Below are 18,109 nucleotides of genomic sequence, written 5' to 3' on the forward strand. Positions count from 1 at the left end.
CTTAGGAAAATGAATTTTTTCAGACTCATTTTTATAACCATGGTTTTTGTCTCCTTAAAACCGCTGCATGCTCAGAAGCTTGATAATAATATTGGCATTAAACATGTTCAAGGCGTTGTAATTGATTCAGACGGCGAGCCTGTGTTGGGTCAAACGGTACGAATATCAGGGACAGAGCGATACTCTATTTCTGATTTTGATGGAAAATTTTGTATCAGCGTTCCTAAAGGTTTTGATATTTATTTATCTGTTCCGTGCTGTTACAATCCAATGATTTTAAAATTGGATTCAGAAGACAATGAAATTAAAGTTGATCTCGGTTCAAAAAAACTATGGAGGAAATCAAAAAGGTATTCTAGAATTTATCGTAAAAGAATATCTTCTCAGGAAGAGATTTTTACTCGATTCTACAAAACTTCTCTTGGAATACCAGAACAAATGACTTGTGAAACCTCAAGGTGAAACATCTGATAAGCCAACCCGCAAAATCATCCACGTAGATATGGATGCCTTCTACGCATCTGTTGAGCAGCGTGACCATCCTGAATTGAAAGGTAAGCCTATTGCCGTGGGCGGTAGCAGCAAGCGAGGCGTTGTAGCTGCGGCGAGCTACGAGGCCAGAAAATACGGCGTGCGCAGCGCCATGCCCAGCGTTACCGCAAGTCGTCTGTGTCCCGATCTGATATTTGTCAAGCACCGTTTTGATGTGTACCGGGAGGTCTCGCAGCAAATCCGAGAGATATTCCACGATTATACCGATCTGGTAGAGCCGCTTTCTCTAGATGAAGCCTATCTGGATGTCACCCAAAACAATTACGACTACCCCAGCGCAACCATTATCGCCTACGACATACGCCGGCGTATTTATGAAGAGACGGGACTTACCGCCAGCGCAGGTATTTCCATCAATAAGTTCATCGCAAAAGTCGCCAGCGATTACAACAAGCCCAACGGTCAGAAAACCATCACGCCAGATGAGGTGACCGAGTTTTTAGAAAAATTGGAAATCAGAAAATTTCACGGCATAGGTAAGGTCACGGCCGAGAAGATGTATCAGCTGGGAATATTTAAAGGCATGGATCTCAAGCAGAAGCCGCTGGAGTTTCTGGTGGAGCATTTTGGAAAGAGTGGCGCGCATTACTACAACATCGTGCGCGGCATTCACAACAGTCCCGTAAAGCCCAACCGCACCCGTAAATCCTTGGGAGCCGAGCGTACTTTTTCTGAGAATATCTCTAGCGAACTCTTCATGAAAGAACGTCTGGAGCAAATCGCCGAAGAAATAGAAAAACGACTTTCCAAAACCGATATCGCAGGAAAGACCGTTACGCTTAAGATCAAATTCCGAGATTTTAAAACGCAGACCCGCAGCAAGACCCTAAACGAATTTATCCATAGAAAAGAGGATATTCTCAAAATTGCCGTGCAGCTTATGGAACAAGAACGCTTTCGCGAAAGCGTACGACTCCTAGGCATCACCCTCAGTAATCTGGATAATGAAAAAACCGAGGAAGAAAAGCAAGTAGAGGTGCAGCTAGGGTTTGGGTTTTAGGCGAGCTGCTGGGATTTATTTGAACTTGTAGTTCAGCCCGAGACCAAATACTTCACGTATTTGAAAACCAGTTACTGCATTATCATCGTAGATCGCCTGAAAAATCAGGTTGGTGCTCAACCAGTCGTTGACTTTCATATTGATATTTGTACTGTAATTGATATCTACATTTTGAGGATCTTCTCGATAGTTTGAATATAATAAAAGCACATTGTCCATGGTGATATTCTCTGCAATGGTGAAGTTGTAGATCGCATTGACGCTGGCACCAAATTCAAAGTGGCTGCTCTCTCCCGCATCCACTCCAAAGTAATCTCCATCCACATAACCCTCACGAGTGGTAAACATGTCGTCCACCACGATCAAACGACCAGTTGCAGGAGCAATATTTACGGTGAAATCATCGTCTTCTCTGTACAAAATACCAGGACCGGCCTGGAAAAAACCAGGAGAAAGAAAATGTGTGCGCTCCGTTCTGATCTCGTTGCCTTCTTCATCTTCGCTAAATCTGTAACCCTTTGCAAACTGTGTCAATGCGTTGAAGAAAAAGGAGTAGGACCAGCTACTGTCTTTAGTGATCTTGTAACCATATACCGAGTTGAACTCGATGCGATCATTTGTTTTACGAGAGAACTCTGAATCATCTGTTTTTGTCAAACCAAATTCTAGGATCAATTTATTATCCCAAGAATGGCGATCGCGCTTGTAATTGAAATCATAATTGATTCCAGCATTACCAGCAATATTTGAAGTTCCACCACCTTGCCACTCGGCATTAAAAGCACTCTGGTTAAAGAGAAACTGAAAGGTTCCTTCTGAGTTCCATCCTTCTTTTTCCTCCTCTTCATCTGAGTTGTCTTGAGCAAATGCAGCGATGCAGAATAAAAATGCTGCTGCGAGAGATAAAGTTTTTTTCATGGCGTGAAAGTTTCGCGCAAAATTACATGCTTTTGTTAAAATGAGGATTGTTTTTTGAGTTGTAATCGGGCTTAGTGAATTTATAGGTCGCGCGATCAAACCCTTTTCGTTTAACAGCAAGCTGCCAAACATTTTTACACATTCCTCTCGCTCCGCTCGTCGGATGTGAGGTCTAAAGGGAAAAGCTTAAGCTCCCTCTCCTTTGGAGAGGGCTGGGGTGAGGTTAAGAGGGCTGATCGCTTGTGCTGAGCGGAGTCGAAGTAACCAGAGGGTTTTACGGTTGCTTCCTAAACAAAAACTTAAATACTAGAGATTTGTAATGATAGAAGGCTGATTCAATCCTCCTTGTAACTTTCCTTCAAGATATAAATATCCTCAATAAGTGCCTCAACATCCTCCACGCTGGTACCATCATAAGAACGACCTCGTAAACGGCCTTCTTTATCCACAAGCAGGAAGTTCTCTGTGTGGACCATGGCATATTCACCGCCATGTTTTGGTTTTTTTGCTGCGAGATAGGATTTTCGGGCAAGATCATAAATTTGTTTGCGGTCGCCGGTAACCAGATTCCATTTTGAGTCCATGATGCCTTTTTTCTCGGCGTACTTTTTAAGAACTTCCACGCTGTCTATTTCTGGAGTGACGCTGTGGGACAGGATCAATACCTCGGGATCATCCTTAAATTCTTCCTGGACCAGCATTAGGTTTTCAGTCATCATAGGGCAAATGCTGGGGCAGGTTGTGAAGAAGAAGTCGGCTACGTAAATCTTACCTTCATAATCGGCTTGCGTGATGGTGTCACCGTTTTGATTCATCAGTTCAAAAGGAGCGATTTTGTGGTATTTTTTTACAAAAAGCTTGCTGTCGTCTACGAGGCTGGGATCAAACTCATCGGGTTGTAATATAGCGAGGGTTTTTTCAGGAGTTAGCGCATATTGAAATGCTGCCAAAATCGACCCACAAAGAATGACCATAAAGAGGATGCGCCACTTATTTTTGTCCAGAAATTCCCTCATTTTCACTACTTTGTTGCAAATTTAAATACCACGGGCGCGATTAGTGGTCATTTTTCCCAAAACCTAACGATTATGTGTGTAAGAGTCTTTGTTGTTTTTTGTGTTCTCGCTTTCGCGAAAGCGTACCCACAACAAGCCCTATCCCCAGAAGATTCAGATCGCGAATTCATGGAAGTTGCGTGCCAGCACAGATTGAGAATCGCCAACCCAGTAACCGATGGTACGACCAGCGAGACCTCAAGGTACGACTTGCAGTATGTCCGACTGGAACTGCAGCCCGATGTGGACTCACCCGCGCTTTCAGGAACCACGACCTTACATTTTGAAGCTGAAACCGATTTGACTCAAGTAGTGTTTGATTTTGCCTCAAACATGAGTGTAACCAGTGTTTTGCAGCGTGGACAACCACTTTCTTTCTCGCACACCGCAGCCGATGAGTTGATTATAGATTTAAACGCCACGCAAATGATGGGTGTGCTGGATTCAGTAAGCATTACCTATAACGGGAATCCTATTTCAAGCGGTTTTGGGAGTTATGAGCAAACCACGCATAACGGCGCTGGAGTGGTCTGGACACTTTCTGAGCCCTATGGTGCCAAGGCATGGTGGCCCACAAAACAAGACCTGACCGACAAAATTGAGCTCAGCGAGGTCATTATAGATGTAGCCGCCGGGAATACAGCAGTTTCAAACGGATTTTTACAGTCGCAAACGCCTATCGCAAATGGGAACAGATTCCACTGGCGTCATGAATATCCCATCCCGGCGTATTTGATCGCTTTTGCAGCGACGAATTATGTGAAATATACTGATGTGGTCAGCAACATGACGTTTCCGCTGAATATAGATAATTATGTATATCCAGAGGATTTAGCAACGGCGCAGGCAAGCACGGCTATCACCGTTCCCATGATGGAGTTTTTTGAGCAGGAATTTGGTATCTATCCATTCAGAAATGAGAAGTATGGTCACGCGCAGTTTGGCTGGGGTGGCGGTATGGAGCACACGACCATCAGTTTTATGGGGAATTTCTCCAGAAACCTGATTGCTCATGAGCTGGCGCACCAGTGGTTTGGGAATAAGGTGACCTGCGGGAGCTGGCAGGACATTTGGCTCAATGAGAGTTTTGCGACCTATGCCTCTGGAATGGTGGTTGAAGAATTTGACAATGATGCTGCCTTTGCTAACTGGCGGGCATCCATAAACGACAATGCAACCTCATCTCCAGCTGGAAGTGTTTACGTGCCGGCTCAAGACACTTTGAGTGTTCCTCGCGTTTTTTCAGGAAGATTGAGTTACAGAAAAGGCGCGATGGTGCTGCACATGCTGCGCAGAAAATTGGGAGATAACGTATTTAGAGATGCTTTGCAGAATTTTCTGAATGACCCGGCTTATGATTTTGGCTACGCAAAAACAACCGATTTTAAGTCCAGTGTGGAACAAAGTTCTGGAACGGATCTTACCGAGTTTTTTAACGACTGGATCTATGGTGAGGGTTATCCCAGTCACGAGGTCTCGTGGAGATCTGGAAACGCGACTGTTTCTATACAGATTAATCAAACGCAGAGCCACCCAAGCGTGGGTTATTTTAACGTTGATCTACCGTTGAGGATTGTGGGAGCACAAGGTCAAGAAATGGAGGTGACCGTCTCACCTACTTCTAGCGGTCAGACTTTCAGTTTTATGCCACCTTTTCCCGAAGTGGTAGATGTTTTAATAGATCCAGAGACCCATACGATTAGTAGAAACAATGTATCCACCTTGAGTACAGAGCGTGTAACTCTGGAGCATTCTGTTACGCTTTTTCCTAATCCAGCCAGGAATTCATTTACTATTCAAAGTCAAACTCAAGAACTCAGAAAGGTTGCGATTTATGAAACCAGCGGTCGTTTGATTGAAGAAGAGCACATTACGGATTCTACTTCCGTTACTCGCAACACACCCCAGAACTCGGGAATGTATCTTGTGAAAATCACTACGGAAAGTGGAGAGGTCCACAAAACCTTAATCGTGCGCTAAAAGCAAATCACGGAACTTGTTAGGTGGTTTTTAAGCCCTATTTTTGCCGCGTTTAATTCCACAGCATTATGCACCCTACGGTTGTATTGATCATCAATTTTTTAATGAGTCTTTCCCTACTCATCGTTTTACATGAGTTAGGCCACTTTATACCTGCCCGTTTATTCAAAACCCGAGTAGAGAAGTTCTACCTGTTTTTTGACATCAAGTTTTCATTGTTTAAAAAGAAAATTGGTGAGACTGTTTATGGTATAGGCTGGTTGCCTTTAGGTGGCTATGTGAAGATCTCTGGGATGATCGACGAGAGCATGGACAAGGATCAAATGGCCGAAGAGCCCAAGCCTTGGGAATTCCGTTCTAAGCCGGCATGGCAACGTTTGATCATTATGCTGGGTGGTGTGATCGTGAACGTGATTGTGGGATTTATCATCTATATCGCATTAGTTTTCAATAATGGAACGCCCGTCGCCTATGCAACTGATTATGAAAATGGTTTTGGCTTTCCAAAAGTTTTAGAAGAAGTAGGTTTTCAACAAGGAGATCAGCCGCTTTTAGTCAATGACGACACGCTTACTGTTGCGAGTATGCTCAACCACCGACTCATATTTAGAGATGTGAAAGAAGTAACCGTGATCAGAAATGGCGAGCCAGTGGTCATTTCCATTCCTGACGATATAGGCAGCAGGTTGTTTGAAGCGGGAGTGGGAACTTCATTGTCACCTCGTCTTCCTTTTGTCATTGACGAGGTCGAAGAAGGTAGTTATGCTCAAGAGTTGGGCATGGAACCAGGTTCTACTATTAAAAGTATAGCAGGTTATCCGGTAAACTATCAGTCAGATGTTCACTATGCACTTAACGATGTCGTTGAAGACGATGAAGATTTTGAGGTTGTTTTAGAAAAAGAGGGTTCAACAAAAACGGTTACAGCTACAAAGAATGAAACTTTTAGAAAGGAAAAGTTTGGTATTGTGATGAAATACACTGATGAGGTTATTGATGATTTAGAACTTTCTAGACGAGAATATTCATTTGCAGAAAGTGTCACAGCTGGTATTTCCAGAGGTTACTGGACTATGCACGATTATGTAGTCCAGTTTAAATACGTTTTTACTAAAAAAGGAGCAAGCCAGCTGGGTGGTTTTGGAACGATTGCAAAGTTGTATCCTGATACTTTTGATTGGACGGCATTTTGGGCGACTACTGCATTCATTTCATTTATCCTAGCAATTATGAATATCCTTCCCATTCCGGCGCTTGACGGTGGCCATGTGATATTCTTGCTCTACGAAATTATCACAGGTAGAAAACCGGGAGATAAATTCCTCGAGCGTGCTCAGATCGTGGGGATTGTCATACTTCTGGCGCTCATGCTCTACGCGAACGGTAACGACTTATTCAAGGCGTTGTTTGATTGATAGGTATTGTATTAATCCTATTAAAGAACTTGATTTTTTACCCATCGGTAAGAACTAAGACTATCTTTGCATTTATATGAAGCGTAAACTATTCTCTATACAAAACTTATTGTCCGTCATTATTTTAATTGCGTGGAATGGTTATGCTAATACTGGTAATTTCAATGGTAAAACTGTAGGTGATCTAAGCGCAGAGTATAACAATCTGTTTACTCCTGCGAGTTATGCGTTTTCCATTTGGGGTTTGATATTTTTGATGCTTTTGGTGTTCGGGATTTATGGAGTTTATTCCGCTTTCGCGAAAGCGAGTACCGCAGTACCCAACAAGACAGATTCAGATTACCGTACGGACTTTGTGACCACAACAGCTCCATGGTTCTTGATGGCCAATATTTTTTGCAGCCTATGGGTTGGACTCTGGCTGGAGGAAATGATAGGGCTTTCGGTGGTGTGTATGTTAGGGATTTTGATCTGTCTGATTGCTTGTATTATTAAATTGGACATGGAAATCTGGGATGCGCCATTCCCGATTATTGCTTTTGTCTGGTGGCCTGTTTGTTTGTATTCCGGTTGGATAAGCGTTGCGATAATTGCTAATGTGAGTGCCTGGCTCAACCATGTTCTAGACCTCTCGCAGTCTGTCGAGATAGGGGTTACTGTAATCATGATCTTAATCGCCTCTATCATAAACTTAGCGATGGTGTTATTTTATAATATGCGGGAGTTTACTATGGTGGGAGTCTGGGCTCTGGTTGCAATTTTTATAAGGCACCATGGAACGCTGGACTCGATTGCATATGTTGCACTTACTAAGGCTATCATGCTAACTCTGGCAGTCACATGGCATGGGTATAAGAATTTCAAAACAAATCCTTTGTTGAAATTTCAACAGTGGAGGATGGATAAGTAGATCATAGATTATATCAATCCATTTTAAGTAAGCCGTACTTGATGAGACAATAAGCAGTTCTAACGGCATCTTTCCAGCCAATTTTCTTACCGTCTCTATAATTTCTATAGTGGTAAGATATCGCAACCTCTTCAATATTTAGGTCAGAGAGGCGAGCCAATTTAGAGGTAACCTCTGGTTCAAATCCAAAACGTTTTTCTCTCAACTTCATGCTTTTAAGTACATCTAATTTGATGAGTTTATAACAAGTTTCCATATCAGTCAGCTGCTGGCGATTTATGGTGTTTGATAGATATGTCAGCAATTGATTCCCCAGATAATGCCAGTATCGATTTCTTCTTGAGGAATCCTGATCTTTAAAACGAGAACCGTAAACGGCAGCCGATTGAGATTCCTGCATCTTTTGCAGTAGTAGGTTGAAATCTTTTGGATTGTACTCTAGATCAGCATCTTGAACGATGATTGCATCTCCAGTTGCTAATTTTATGCCTTCCCTGATGCAGGCTCCTTTTCCTGTGTTTTTTGGCAGTCTTTTGTTGATCACCGCTACATCTTGAACAGAGTCTTTAAAATTCAAGATGATCTTTTGAGAAGTGTCCCATGAGGCGTCGTCTACTATGATGATTTCTTTGTGGATGTTATCAATCAGATCTACATTCAAAACAGCGTTTAACAAAGTGGAGAGTGTGCACTCCTCATTGTAAACAGGTATGATGATGGACAGTCTACGGAGCTTCATCTACGATTTTGAGTTTTTGATTCTTTTCGTAAAAAGCTCGTTCGATCACTTTTCCGTCTTGATCTTTTTTGACAGCAATTCCATTCAAACTTCCTTCAGTCCATGTTCCAGTTAGAGATTCTCCATTCTCAAAAATCACTGTCCCATTGCCGTGTCTCAAATTGTTTTTCCAATAGCCCTCAAATCTTTGACCATCTTGCCAAACATAGATTCCGTAACCTTCCCTTTTGTCGTTATTCCAATCACCTGTATATCCTAACTCAGGTCTGAACTCAAATAAATATGTGTCTGGACTTTCTAATTTATAGGTCTCCAAAAATTTTTCAGGATATCGATCTATTAACAGTTTCAAATATCTAGTCGTACTACTGAAGCCTAATTTTTCTAATACTACATAATCTACTTGATGATCGATTAGATATTGAAGGTGCAGATCCTGATCTGCGATTTTATTGATCTTCATTACTTTTTTACCTGAGTGTAAATGGAAAATCCGCTCCTTATTGGTGTAGATTAGATCATCAGCCTTGAGGTTTGTTTTAGTCCATTCGGCGACGTTATAAAAATTGAGATAATTTGCTGGGATTTTACGTAGTGAGGTTTCATTGAAATAGGTTATGCTGCCAAAACCGTAGACACAAATCCAGCAAATAAGGACTACGGCTCCGGCTGCTGAGGTTTTTAAGCTTTTAGAAGATATGAGTAGTCTCGTAAAAAACTGGACAGATTGAAAAATGCCAAGTACTAGAAATAGAAGTAAAACTGGTATTAGCGGCATAATAAATCGAGTCCCGTACCATACGATGGGCCAAACCAACAAAATAGAAAAGTAAGCAATGGCATAAAAAACAAGTACGGGAAACAATTTGTAAACTCTAATTGCGCCTACTATCATTATTACTGCGAGTGTAATTCCTATCAAGTAATCCGCAACATCATATTGTAAATCTGTATAAAATACTTCTTCAGTTTTTAATAGGGCAGCTGGCAACTCTGTTAGAATGTATCGTTCCAGATTTATTAAAATTCGCTCAGTCAGATCTGTAAATTTCACATTTCCCAGTTCCGGCTGATAAGGGTTTTTCAGTAATAGTTGACTCGTGTAGCTATTATCGCTCAGTTGCTTATTTCTGATCCACCAGGGTGTATACAATAAAATGACTCCTAGAGTATAAAATCCCGCCTGCTTGAATTGTTTCCTAATTAACAAAAGCGCTAAAATTCCTGCCACTAAACTGATGCCAATGCTTCTAGTGTAAATGCAAATTGCACTGATAGCTGATAAAATCAAGATCCTTAGCAGGCAGTTTTTGTTTTGATGCAGTTCTAAATTTCTAAACTGCCATAAAACAATGAAGCTGCAAAAAACGTAGAGCAACTCACTCATTACCAAGCTTCCATAAACTAGCATGTGTAGATTAACGGCGATCAATATGGAAACGAGAACTGCCTTGGTTCTGCTTTTTAATACTTTGGCAAATAATATGAAGCATAGAAAAACACTTCCTAAAAGAAGCAAGCCGTTAGCAATTTTATAATGATCCAGCTGGTCAAAACTGAGAACATTCAGAGCGGCAATAAAAATAGGATAGCCTGGTGGGTAATGCTTGTGCGCTGCGCTCATTGGCTCGTGTACATCTACATAACCTGACCCTTCGGCTAGAGCATTTCCCAATATGATGTAGTGCGCATTATCGCCTATCGGGCTCAGTTTAGAATTGTAAGATGTAAGGTAAAACACCGTGAAAATGGCTCCTAATAGAAACAAATAAGAAACTATGGTCGGTCTGTTTTTTTGAAGCCTGCTCAGCATACTGCAATATAAAACTTTCGACAAAGGGTAACCTAGGTTGATTGCGAGTGAAATTTAAGCTGAGAAACGTGGTGGGTTTTATGAGTTCGCTTTCGCGAAAGCGATACAATTTTCCACTGCGATCAGCCATAACAATTTCAGAAGGTCAAATACGAGACTCTAATTGTAACCCATCCACTACCTTTGTACTATGGCACATAAAGCAGGTTTTGTAAACATCGTAGGAAATCCTAATGTGGGTAAAAGTACCCTCATGAATGCGCTGGTGGGAGAGCGATTATCCATTATCACCTCAAAAGCACAAACGACACGGCACCGCATACTGGGAATCATCAATGGTGAGGATTTTCAAATGGTGGTGAGTGATACACCCGGAATTATCAAGCCTGCGTACAAACTTCAGGAAAGTATGATGGAGTTTGTAAAAAATGCCTTTGAAGATGCAGATTGTATACTTTACATGGTGGAACTGGGCGAGAAGGCGCTTAAAAATGAAGCTTTTGAAAAACGCCTAACCTATGCTGAGGTACCGGTCTTCGTTCTCATTAATAAAATAGATAAAGGCGACGAGCAGCAACTTGCCGAGGCTATGGAGCACTGGAAAACCCGCTTGCCACACGCAGAGATTTTTGCGATATCGGCTTTGGAGAATTTTGGTGTTCCACAATTGCTTTCAAGAATCGTAGACATATTACCAGAATCACCCGCATTCTACCCCAAAGATGCTTTAACTGATAAGCCCGAGCGCTTTTTTGTCAACGAGAGCATACGCGAGAAAATTCTTATGCACTACAAAAAGGAAATTCCCTATGCCGTCGAGATCGAGACTGAGGAATTTTTTGAGGATGAAGACATCATACGCATACGCAGCATCATCATGGTCGAGCGCGAGACCCAGAAGGGAATCATTATAGGTCACAAAGGGAGTGCAATCAAACGTGTGGGAACTGAGGCCCGTAAAGATTTACAAAAGTTTTTTGGCAAGCAGGTTCATATCGAGCTGTATGTGAAAGTCAACAAGAACTGGCGTAGCAACGAGCGTCAGTTGAAACGTTTCGGATACAAAGGGGATAATAAGTAATCCATAATCTTATTGATCTGTTCATTCAAGCCAGACTTTTATTAGACTTTGGTGCATGAATAGTTGTTTGCTTTCATCCTTGGTTGGGCTTCGACACCCTTCGACTCCGTAGTCATTGAGCCCAGTCGAAATGCTCAGGGAACAAACTCGGTATGATACTCAGCATGAACTTCAATCTCGCTTTCGCGAAAGCGAGACTACAAAATCAAAAACTTGTCTTAGCTTCTAATTAAATTCCCCTCTAGAGGGAGGGCAAGGAAGGGTGTTCGATCCAGTGATCAAGTTTTGAGTTCTCAACTTTTACTTCCCAAAAAAATAAACCTCTCAGACAACCATTTCAAAAACGTCTCGTCTATTTAAATAGAAAGCACGTAACTTGTGAAGGTGATTCAACTTTTTACTAACCAAAAGAAGCTTATTCAAAAAGCTGCAGAAGGCGACCGCAAGGCGCAGAAGCATCTTTATGAAAAGCACGCTCCCAAGATGCTAAGCGTGTGCCGCCAGTACGTGGCACCCGTCGAGCTGGCAGAGGAGATGATGCTCAATGGTTTCTTGAAGGCATTCACAAAGTTGGAGTCCTTTTCTCACGAGGGAAATTTTGAGGGCTGGTTGCGACGCATCATGGTGCGCGTTTGCATAGATCAATTGCGTAAAAATGATCCGTTCAAGTTTACAGACGAGATCGATGAACAGCGGGTAGGAGATTTTGAAGAGCTGGAAACAGGTGATGAAGAAATTCCTATGGATGTGTTGCAGCAATGCATCGACAACTTGCCAGAAGGATATAAGAGCATTTTTGTTATGTATGCTATTGACGGGCTCAAACACCGCGAGATTGCAAAGATGCTTTCCATAAGTGAGAATACCAGTAAGACGCAGTTTAGAAAAGCAAGACTGGTGCTACAACAAGAAATTAAAGAAATACAAAGAAAACGCTATGAAGCTTGATGAGATAAAGAGAGGTTTTGGGGAGCGCGAGATTCAGCCCAGTGCGGGATCGTGGAACAAGCTGTCGGCAAAGCTGGATAGAGAGGAAAAGAAAAGCCGTAAATCCTATCTCTACTGGATAGGTGCGGTGGCAGCGGCGATCGTGATGGCACTTATGGTTTATCCAGTACTAACAGATTCTTTTTCTACAGACCCCTTGCCTAGTGAACAAATGGTTGATGTTGATCAAGATACAATAATGGATCGTGAAAACGATCGAGCGCTTGCTGACGACAACAATCAGGATAGTGAGTTTTCCGTTGAAGAGCAAACAGAAAAAGCTGGAGCAGTCGATGAAAAAGAAGGATCGACAGGGTTTGCAAATGCACCTGCAGCCTCAAGTGTGGCGCAGGTGACTGCTCCGGTGACAACTGAGGAGAAGTCTGCTGTCCATCTTTTAAAGAATAAGAGAAAAAAAGCTCAAAATACTCCAGCTAGTCAAATCAAAAAACTGAAAATTGAAGCCATTGCTGGAGTTGAAATACCACAACAAAAGCCAGAAAACGCAAACATGATTACCGCCCAGCAAGAAGCTGGAGAACTACTCAATAGTTTACTGGGTGAATCAAAAGCTGAAACAATAGAGGTTGCCACGCACTCCATCAAGCCAGAGCAGTTGCTGCGTGAAACGGAATGGGATTTAGAAGCAGAACGGCGGGATCGTTTGAACCGCGGTATTAACCAAGGATTGGGAATGCTTAAAAATGAAGCCTTTGCACTTATAGGGGTAGATCAATAATATAAATATTCTAATCAACAGTAAAACAGTCGTTTATGTAAGCGTACAGCCACAACTGTATCAAAAAAGGAAAATCATGAGAAAAAAAATACTATTTACAAGCTTTATGATCCTGATGATGGGGCAAGGTTTGATTCACGCACAGGAGCCTGCCAAAAAAGGTAGCATGGAAGGTAATCTATACGTAGTAAGGGATACTCTAGAAGACGGCTCTGTTTCAGCATTTTTCTACAATTCAGAAAAAGATTATCTCAAATCGAAGAAACAGCGAGAACAAGAAATTGAGAAGCTTCGTGAAAAAAAGAAAGCCTACGAGGCTGAACAACGCAATCAACTGGCAGAAGATATCAAGCGCATCAATGATCGTGTGGATCAATACGAAAACTATACGAAAGAAATGGCTGGAGATGACAAAATGAAAACGGCTGAAATGTATGCAGAGCGCATCCAGAAACACAATGTCATGATTGATTCTCAAATAGAGTTTTATCAAGTGGCAAAAAAAATAGATCCAGTTGAGAACAGCACTTTTGGAATCGTTCAGAACTCAAATGGTGGTATGGAGTTCAAGATTGGCGAGAATTGGAGAGACCGTAGAAAAGAGGTGGGAACACATTCATTCCTAGCAATGGGCTTTGGTTATAATTTTATAAACGGTGACCAACTGGATATCAATGATTTCAGTTATTCAAATAACAATTACTTCTCTATAGGAATTTTATGGCAAACGCCACTCACTGAGAATCAGAAGCTCAGAGTTAATTATGGAGTGCAATACCAGACCCACGGCACGGAGCTAAATGGCGGGCGCATTTTCTCGCCAAACACAGACGACACCCAAATCATAGATCTAGGCTTCCAACCAGAAAAAGCCAAATTCAGACAAGATCAGTTTGTGTTTCCCGTGCAGTTGGAGTTTGGCGGTACAGAAAAGAAAGAATATGAAGATGGTCGGATACGCTATGAACAATGGGATAAATGGAAGTTTGGAATAGGAGGTTTTGCCGGTTTCAATACCAGTTCTAGGCTTAAACGTAAGTATGAAGAAAATGGTAGGGAGATCAAAACAACTATTGCAAATGCTTTTGAAAACGAAACCTTCATCTACGGTATAGACGCCTACGTGGGACATGATCAAATAGTAGCATTTGCACGCATGAATCTCAATGATATTTTTAAAGAAGGCTCAGTGGATGGTCAGTATATCGCATTTGGATTAAGATTACAGTAAGAATTAAATTTAGTTCAGTTTGAATTAGCCAGTGATTACGCCCTTGCCATGGGGCGTAGTCGCACTGATAAAAGTTTACAAAGTTTCAATTACTAAAAACAACTATTATGAAAAAAACAACCCTGTTGATTGCTGGATTCAGTATACTGTTTGCCAGTTTTTCATTTGCTCAAGAGAGCAATGATAAAAGCGATGATTCTCATGCGAATCGTGCACCTTACGATTTTCTCGATATTTTTGATAGTAGTCGTCGTGACAAGCAAGAAGTCATGACTCAGACCGAGTTTCTTTGGAGTTTTGGATTTAATCAAGCTCTTGGAGATGATAATGGCATAGGTGATGACTATCGTTTCTGGGGGAGTGGTTATTTTGATGTAGGTCTTGAATTTTCCACACGTTTGAGTAAAGCTAGCAACTCCCCCAGACTAACCTACGGTCTATCTCTTAGGTACAGTTCTTTACGCATAAGTGGTGATGATCGTCAATTTGCAACTCAAGATAATGTAACAACACTACAGCCTATTGGCGTAGATGCTGATCGATCTTCATTTGCTCAGGTTGGTTTCCATGCACCGCTTCATTTGGAATTTGGTAAAAGAGAGGTGCAAGAATATGATGATGGTATTAAGCGTTTTGGTAAGGGAAGTAATTTCGTTTTTGGAATAGGTGGGTATTTGGGATATATTACAAGTAGCACGCAAACTGTAAAATTTGAACGTGAAGGCCGTAATGTTACGGACACCAGAACCAATGACTTTGAAATCAACAATTTCAATTATGGGTTAAGTGCCTATGCAGGTTATGAAGATTTACAGCTTTATTTCTCGTACGGTCTTAATAATATCTTGAAAGACTCACCACTAGAACAAAATTATGTAACCCTGGGAATCAGGTTGAGAGGATAGTATCCTTTCCTTAATTTATTGAAAAGCTCCTTTTTAGGGGCTTTTTTTGTTCTCAGTTTTATTCTCGCTTTCGCGAAAGCGTAAACACTACAAACCACCGTACCAGAAAAGAGCAGAGCCAACTTCTATTGATTATTTTTACACATTCAAATCTCGAGTTTAAAAGATGATTTCCCGTACGACCGTTGATGCTGTTTTTGATGCCGCCAGAGTGGAAGAGGTGATCGGTGATTTTGTGCAGCTCAAAAAATCGGGATCTAACTTGAAAGGCCTCTCCCCATTTACAGAGGAGCGTACTCCTAGTTTTATGGTGTCGCCCGTGAAGCAAATCTGGAAGGATTTCAGTAGTGGGAAAGGCGGGAACGCAGTTTCATTCATCATGGAACATGAGCATTTCACCTTTCCTGAGGCCATACGCTACCTCGCAAAAAAGTACGGCATCGAGATTGTCGAGAACCAGCAAACCGAGGAAGAGAAACAAGTCCAAGACGACAAGGAATCTATGTTCCTGGTACTGAAATGGGCCGCACAGTGGTATGAAGATCAGCTTAAAACTGCTGAGGGAAAAGCTATAGGTTACAGTTACTTCAAAGAGCGCGGTTTTACAGATAAGACAATTCAAGATTTCTCTCTAGGCTACAATCCAGATGAATGGAGCGCACTCACTGATGCCGCTTTAAAAGCAGGCTACAAATTAGAGTATCTTGATAAAACTGGTCTGAGCATCGTCAAGGAAGCACAAGATGGTGGCACAGAAAGGAAATTTGACCGATTTAAAGGTCGAGTCATGTTTCCCATTAAAAGCATGTCTGGTAGAGTTCTGGGTTTTGGCGGTCGCTTACTCAAAAATGATAAAAAAGCAGCTAAATACTTAAACTCGCCTCAAAGTGAGGTATATGACAAGAGTAAAATTCTTTATGGAATCTATGAGTCTAAACAAGCAATTGCAAAAGAAGACTTGTGTTATCTAGTCGAGGGTTATACAGATGTAATTCAGCTGCACCAGGCAGGCGTCAAAAATGTAGTTTCCAGCTCAGGAACGGCACTTACCACACAACAGATAAGATTGATTCAGCGTCTCACGCCTAACATTACGGTGCTTTATGATGGAGATGCTGCTGGAATGCGCGCTGCAGTGCGAGGTACGGACCTCATTCTTGAAGCAGGAATGAATGTGCGCGTCTGTACATTTCCCGAAGGGGAAGATCCAGATTCCTTTGCAAAATCGCATACAGAGAATGAGATCAAAGAGTTCCTGAAAGGAAATGCAGTTGATTTCATCAGGTTCAAAGCAAATCTTTTGAAAGAAGAAGCTGCTGGTGATCCTATTAAAAGATCTGCGATGGCCCGCGACATCGTGAAGAGTATCGCAAAGATTCCTGATGCTATTTCTCGAGAAATCTATGTGCGGGAAAGTGCGGATATTTTAGGACTGGGAGAGCAAACCTTATTTTCTGCCCTGGCTCAGGTACGTAATGCTGAAATCAAGGAGCACAAGAAAAAAGAGCAGCGCAGCGCAGAGAAATCTGCGATGGTTAAGGTCGAAGAAACCGTTCAGCCTTCTAAAGTAGATAGACGCCAGCTGCTTGAGAGGGATATTATCAAGATCCTATTGCTATACGGTGATCGCACAGAGTTGTTTACCGATGAATATTTTCAGGAGTCTGAAAACGGTAAACTAATAACTGAAACGGTTAAGACAGAGTCTCCAGTATATGAAAAAATCTATATGGAGCTGCATAGCGATGAGATCGAGTTTGCAAATCAAGAATTTAGAAATATCTACCCAAAATTAATCGATATCATGCTTCTTCAAGGTAGGATCGATGTGAACGTGGTAATGTCTGAGTTAAGTGACGATGAAGCGAGAACAGTAGCCGATCTTATAATGAACGAAGATCGTTATCAACTACACAAATGGGATGAGAAACAAATTTTTGTAAAAACCAAAGATCAAACTGTCGCAACAGCGGTCATAGATACCATTCTTAATTTTAGGAGGTTGATTATCTCAGAGAAAATCAATTCTTTAATGGATCAATTGAAGGATCCACAGAGTGAGAGTGAAAGTGTCGAAATTCTTACCGAGGTTCAAGACTATAATAAATTAAGCCAGAACTTGGGATCTAGACTTAATAGGGTTATTTAATAAGATAATTGCATTAATCTGGACTGGTGAATCAAGTCTGCAATATTGTCCACATTTAATTTTTTGAGTAAACGAGTTTTATAGGTACTCACTGTTTTCTCATTGATCGAAAGCGCCTGAGCAATCTCTTTATTTCTTTTTCCTCGCGCAAGAAGATTGAGGACTTCAATTTCTCGAGTAGAGAGTTTTTTGAATTTAAGGACATCACTTTTGTGCTCATTATTATCTAAGAGACCTGTAATATTACTTGATAGGAATGTGCCACCCTTACTCACGGTAAGCAATGCCTCTCTAATATCTTCCACACTTCTCGTCTTTGCAATGTACCCATGAGCTCCTGCTTTAACTGCGCTTAGTGCATAGATTTCTTCAGGATGACAGCTTACTACAAGGGTTTTAAGTTCTGGGAAATTATTTTTGATTTTGCGTAGAGATCCCACACCATTTGCTCTAGGTAAGTCTATTTCAAGAATAACGATATCCGGTTGATATTCAGCAATTTTCTGTTCCAAATTTGCCCCATTATCTACATAACCTACAAATTGAAACTCCTCTTCATTCTTCACCATGCATTTCAGTCCCAGCCTGAAAATGGGATGATGATCCGCTAGCAGTACTTTCATGATATCAATTTA

16 protein-coding genes are annotated in these 18,109 nt (G+C 41.5%); 11 read left to right on the forward strand and 5 right to left on the reverse strand.

What is annotated here, in order from left to right; translation table 11 throughout:
- Window positions 1–9 precede the first annotated feature (9 nt).
- The gene (locus BST97_RS12325) at window positions 10–462 is read left to right on the forward strand and encodes a hypothetical protein (protein ID WP_157111657.1); all 453 of its coding nucleotides are present in this window, start codon (window positions 10–12) and stop codon (window positions 460–462) included.
- On the forward strand, window positions 446–1,552 hold the full coding sequence (dinB, locus tag BST97_RS12330; RefSeq protein ID WP_262497047.1) for a DNA polymerase IV: 1,107 nt from the start codon (window positions 446–448) through the stop codon (window positions 1,550–1,552). Before BST97_RS12325 ends, dinB begins: the two co-directional genes overlap by 17 nt.
- A 15-nt stretch (window positions 1,553–1,567) precedes the next feature.
- Here dinB and BST97_RS12335 read toward each other — a convergent pair whose 3' ends face one another.
- Together BST97_RS12335 and BST97_RS12340 are read right to left on the reverse strand one after the other, a co-directional pair.
- The gene (locus BST97_RS12335; RefSeq protein WP_085767529.1) at window positions 1,568–2,470 is read right to left on the reverse strand and encodes a DUF3078 domain-containing protein; all 903 of its coding nucleotides are present in this window, start codon (window positions 2,468–2,470) and stop codon (window positions 1,568–1,570) included.
- Window positions 2,471–2,805: 335 nt separating this feature from the next.
- Window positions 2,806–3,486, reverse strand: coding sequence for an SCO family protein (locus tag BST97_RS12340; RefSeq protein ID WP_085767530.1), 681 nt, complete (start codon window positions 3,484–3,486; stop codon window positions 2,806–2,808).
- A gap of 72 nt (window positions 3,487–3,558) precedes the next feature.
- Here BST97_RS12340 and BST97_RS12345 point away from each other — a divergent pair, with 72 nt between their 5' ends.
- From BST97_RS12345 to BST97_RS12355, 3 genes are all read left to right on the forward strand, one after another.
- A complete protein-coding gene (locus tag BST97_RS12345) occupies window positions 3,559–5,505 on the forward strand; it encodes a M1 family aminopeptidase (RefSeq protein ID WP_085767531.1) in 1,947 nt (648 codons plus the stop codon).
- A gap of 68 nt (window positions 5,506–5,573) precedes the next feature.
- Window positions 5,574–6,920 (forward strand): RIP metalloprotease RseP, encoded by a 1,347-nt coding sequence (gene rseP, locus BST97_RS12350; protein WP_245833569.1) that lies wholly within the window; start codon window positions 5,574–5,576, stop codon window positions 6,918–6,920.
- Window positions 6,921–6,996: 76 nt separating this feature from the next.
- Window positions 6,997–7,830 (forward strand): hypothetical protein, encoded by an 834-nt coding sequence (locus BST97_RS12355; protein ID WP_085767532.1) that lies wholly within the window; start codon window positions 6,997–6,999, stop codon window positions 7,828–7,830.
- A gap of 13 nt (window positions 7,831–7,843) precedes the next feature.
- On the opposite strand, the gene BST97_RS12360 is transcribed toward BST97_RS12355, so the two are convergent.
- Window positions 7,844–8,569, reverse strand: a complete 726-nt coding sequence (locus BST97_RS12360) for a glycosyltransferase family 2 protein (protein WP_085767533.1) — start codon at window positions 8,567–8,569, stop codon at window positions 7,844–7,846.
- Entirely contained in the window at window positions 8,556–10,382 is a 1,827-nt protein-coding gene (locus BST97_RS12365) for an MORN repeat-containing protein (protein ID WP_085767534.1), read from the reverse strand. Before BST97_RS12365 ends, BST97_RS12360 begins: the two co-directional genes overlap by 14 nt.
- A 190-nt stretch (window positions 10,383–10,572) precedes the next feature.
- Here BST97_RS12365 and era point away from each other — a divergent pair, with 190 nt between their 5' ends.
- From era to dnaG, 6 genes are all read left to right on the forward strand, one after another.
- Entirely contained in the window at window positions 10,573–11,463 is an 891-nt protein-coding gene (era, locus tag BST97_RS12370; protein WP_085767535.1) for a GTPase Era, read from the forward strand.
- A gap of 384 nt (window positions 11,464–11,847) precedes the next feature.
- A complete protein-coding gene (locus BST97_RS12375) occupies window positions 11,848–12,411 on the forward strand; it encodes an RNA polymerase sigma factor (protein WP_317043422.1) in 564 nt (187 codons plus the stop codon).
- Window positions 12,401–13,189: a hypothetical protein gene (locus BST97_RS12380; RefSeq protein WP_085767537.1), complete on the forward strand. Its 789-nt coding sequence runs from the start codon at window positions 12,401–12,403 to the stop codon at window positions 13,187–13,189. The genes BST97_RS12375 and BST97_RS12380 overlap by 11 nt, the downstream gene beginning before the upstream one ends.
- A gap of 76 nt (window positions 13,190–13,265) precedes the next feature.
- Window positions 13,266–14,420, forward strand: a complete 1,155-nt coding sequence (locus BST97_RS12385) for a hypothetical protein (protein ID WP_157111659.1) — start codon at window positions 13,266–13,268, stop codon at window positions 14,418–14,420.
- Window positions 14,421–14,527: 107 nt separating this feature from the next.
- Window positions 14,528–15,325: a porin family protein gene (locus tag BST97_RS12390; protein ID WP_085767538.1), complete on the forward strand. Its 798-nt coding sequence runs from the start codon at window positions 14,528–14,530 to the stop codon at window positions 15,323–15,325.
- 166 nt (window positions 15,326–15,491) lie between these two features.
- Window positions 15,492–17,474, forward strand: coding sequence for a DNA primase (dnaG, locus tag BST97_RS12395; protein WP_085767539.1), 1,983 nt, complete (start codon window positions 15,492–15,494; stop codon window positions 17,472–17,474).
- On the opposite strand, the gene BST97_RS12400 is transcribed toward dnaG, so the two are convergent.
- Window positions 17,471–18,097, reverse strand: coding sequence for a LuxR C-terminal-related transcriptional regulator (locus tag BST97_RS12400; RefSeq protein ID WP_085767540.1), 627 nt, complete (start codon window positions 18,095–18,097; stop codon window positions 17,471–17,473). The genes dnaG and BST97_RS12400 overlap by 4 nt on opposite strands.
- Between the last annotated feature and the right edge of the window lie 12 nt (window positions 18,098–18,109).

It is taken from the genome of Nonlabens spongiae, assembly GCF_002117125.1.
GTDB lineage: Bacteria > Bacteroidota > Bacteroidia > Flavobacteriales > Flavobacteriaceae > Nonlabens > Nonlabens spongiae.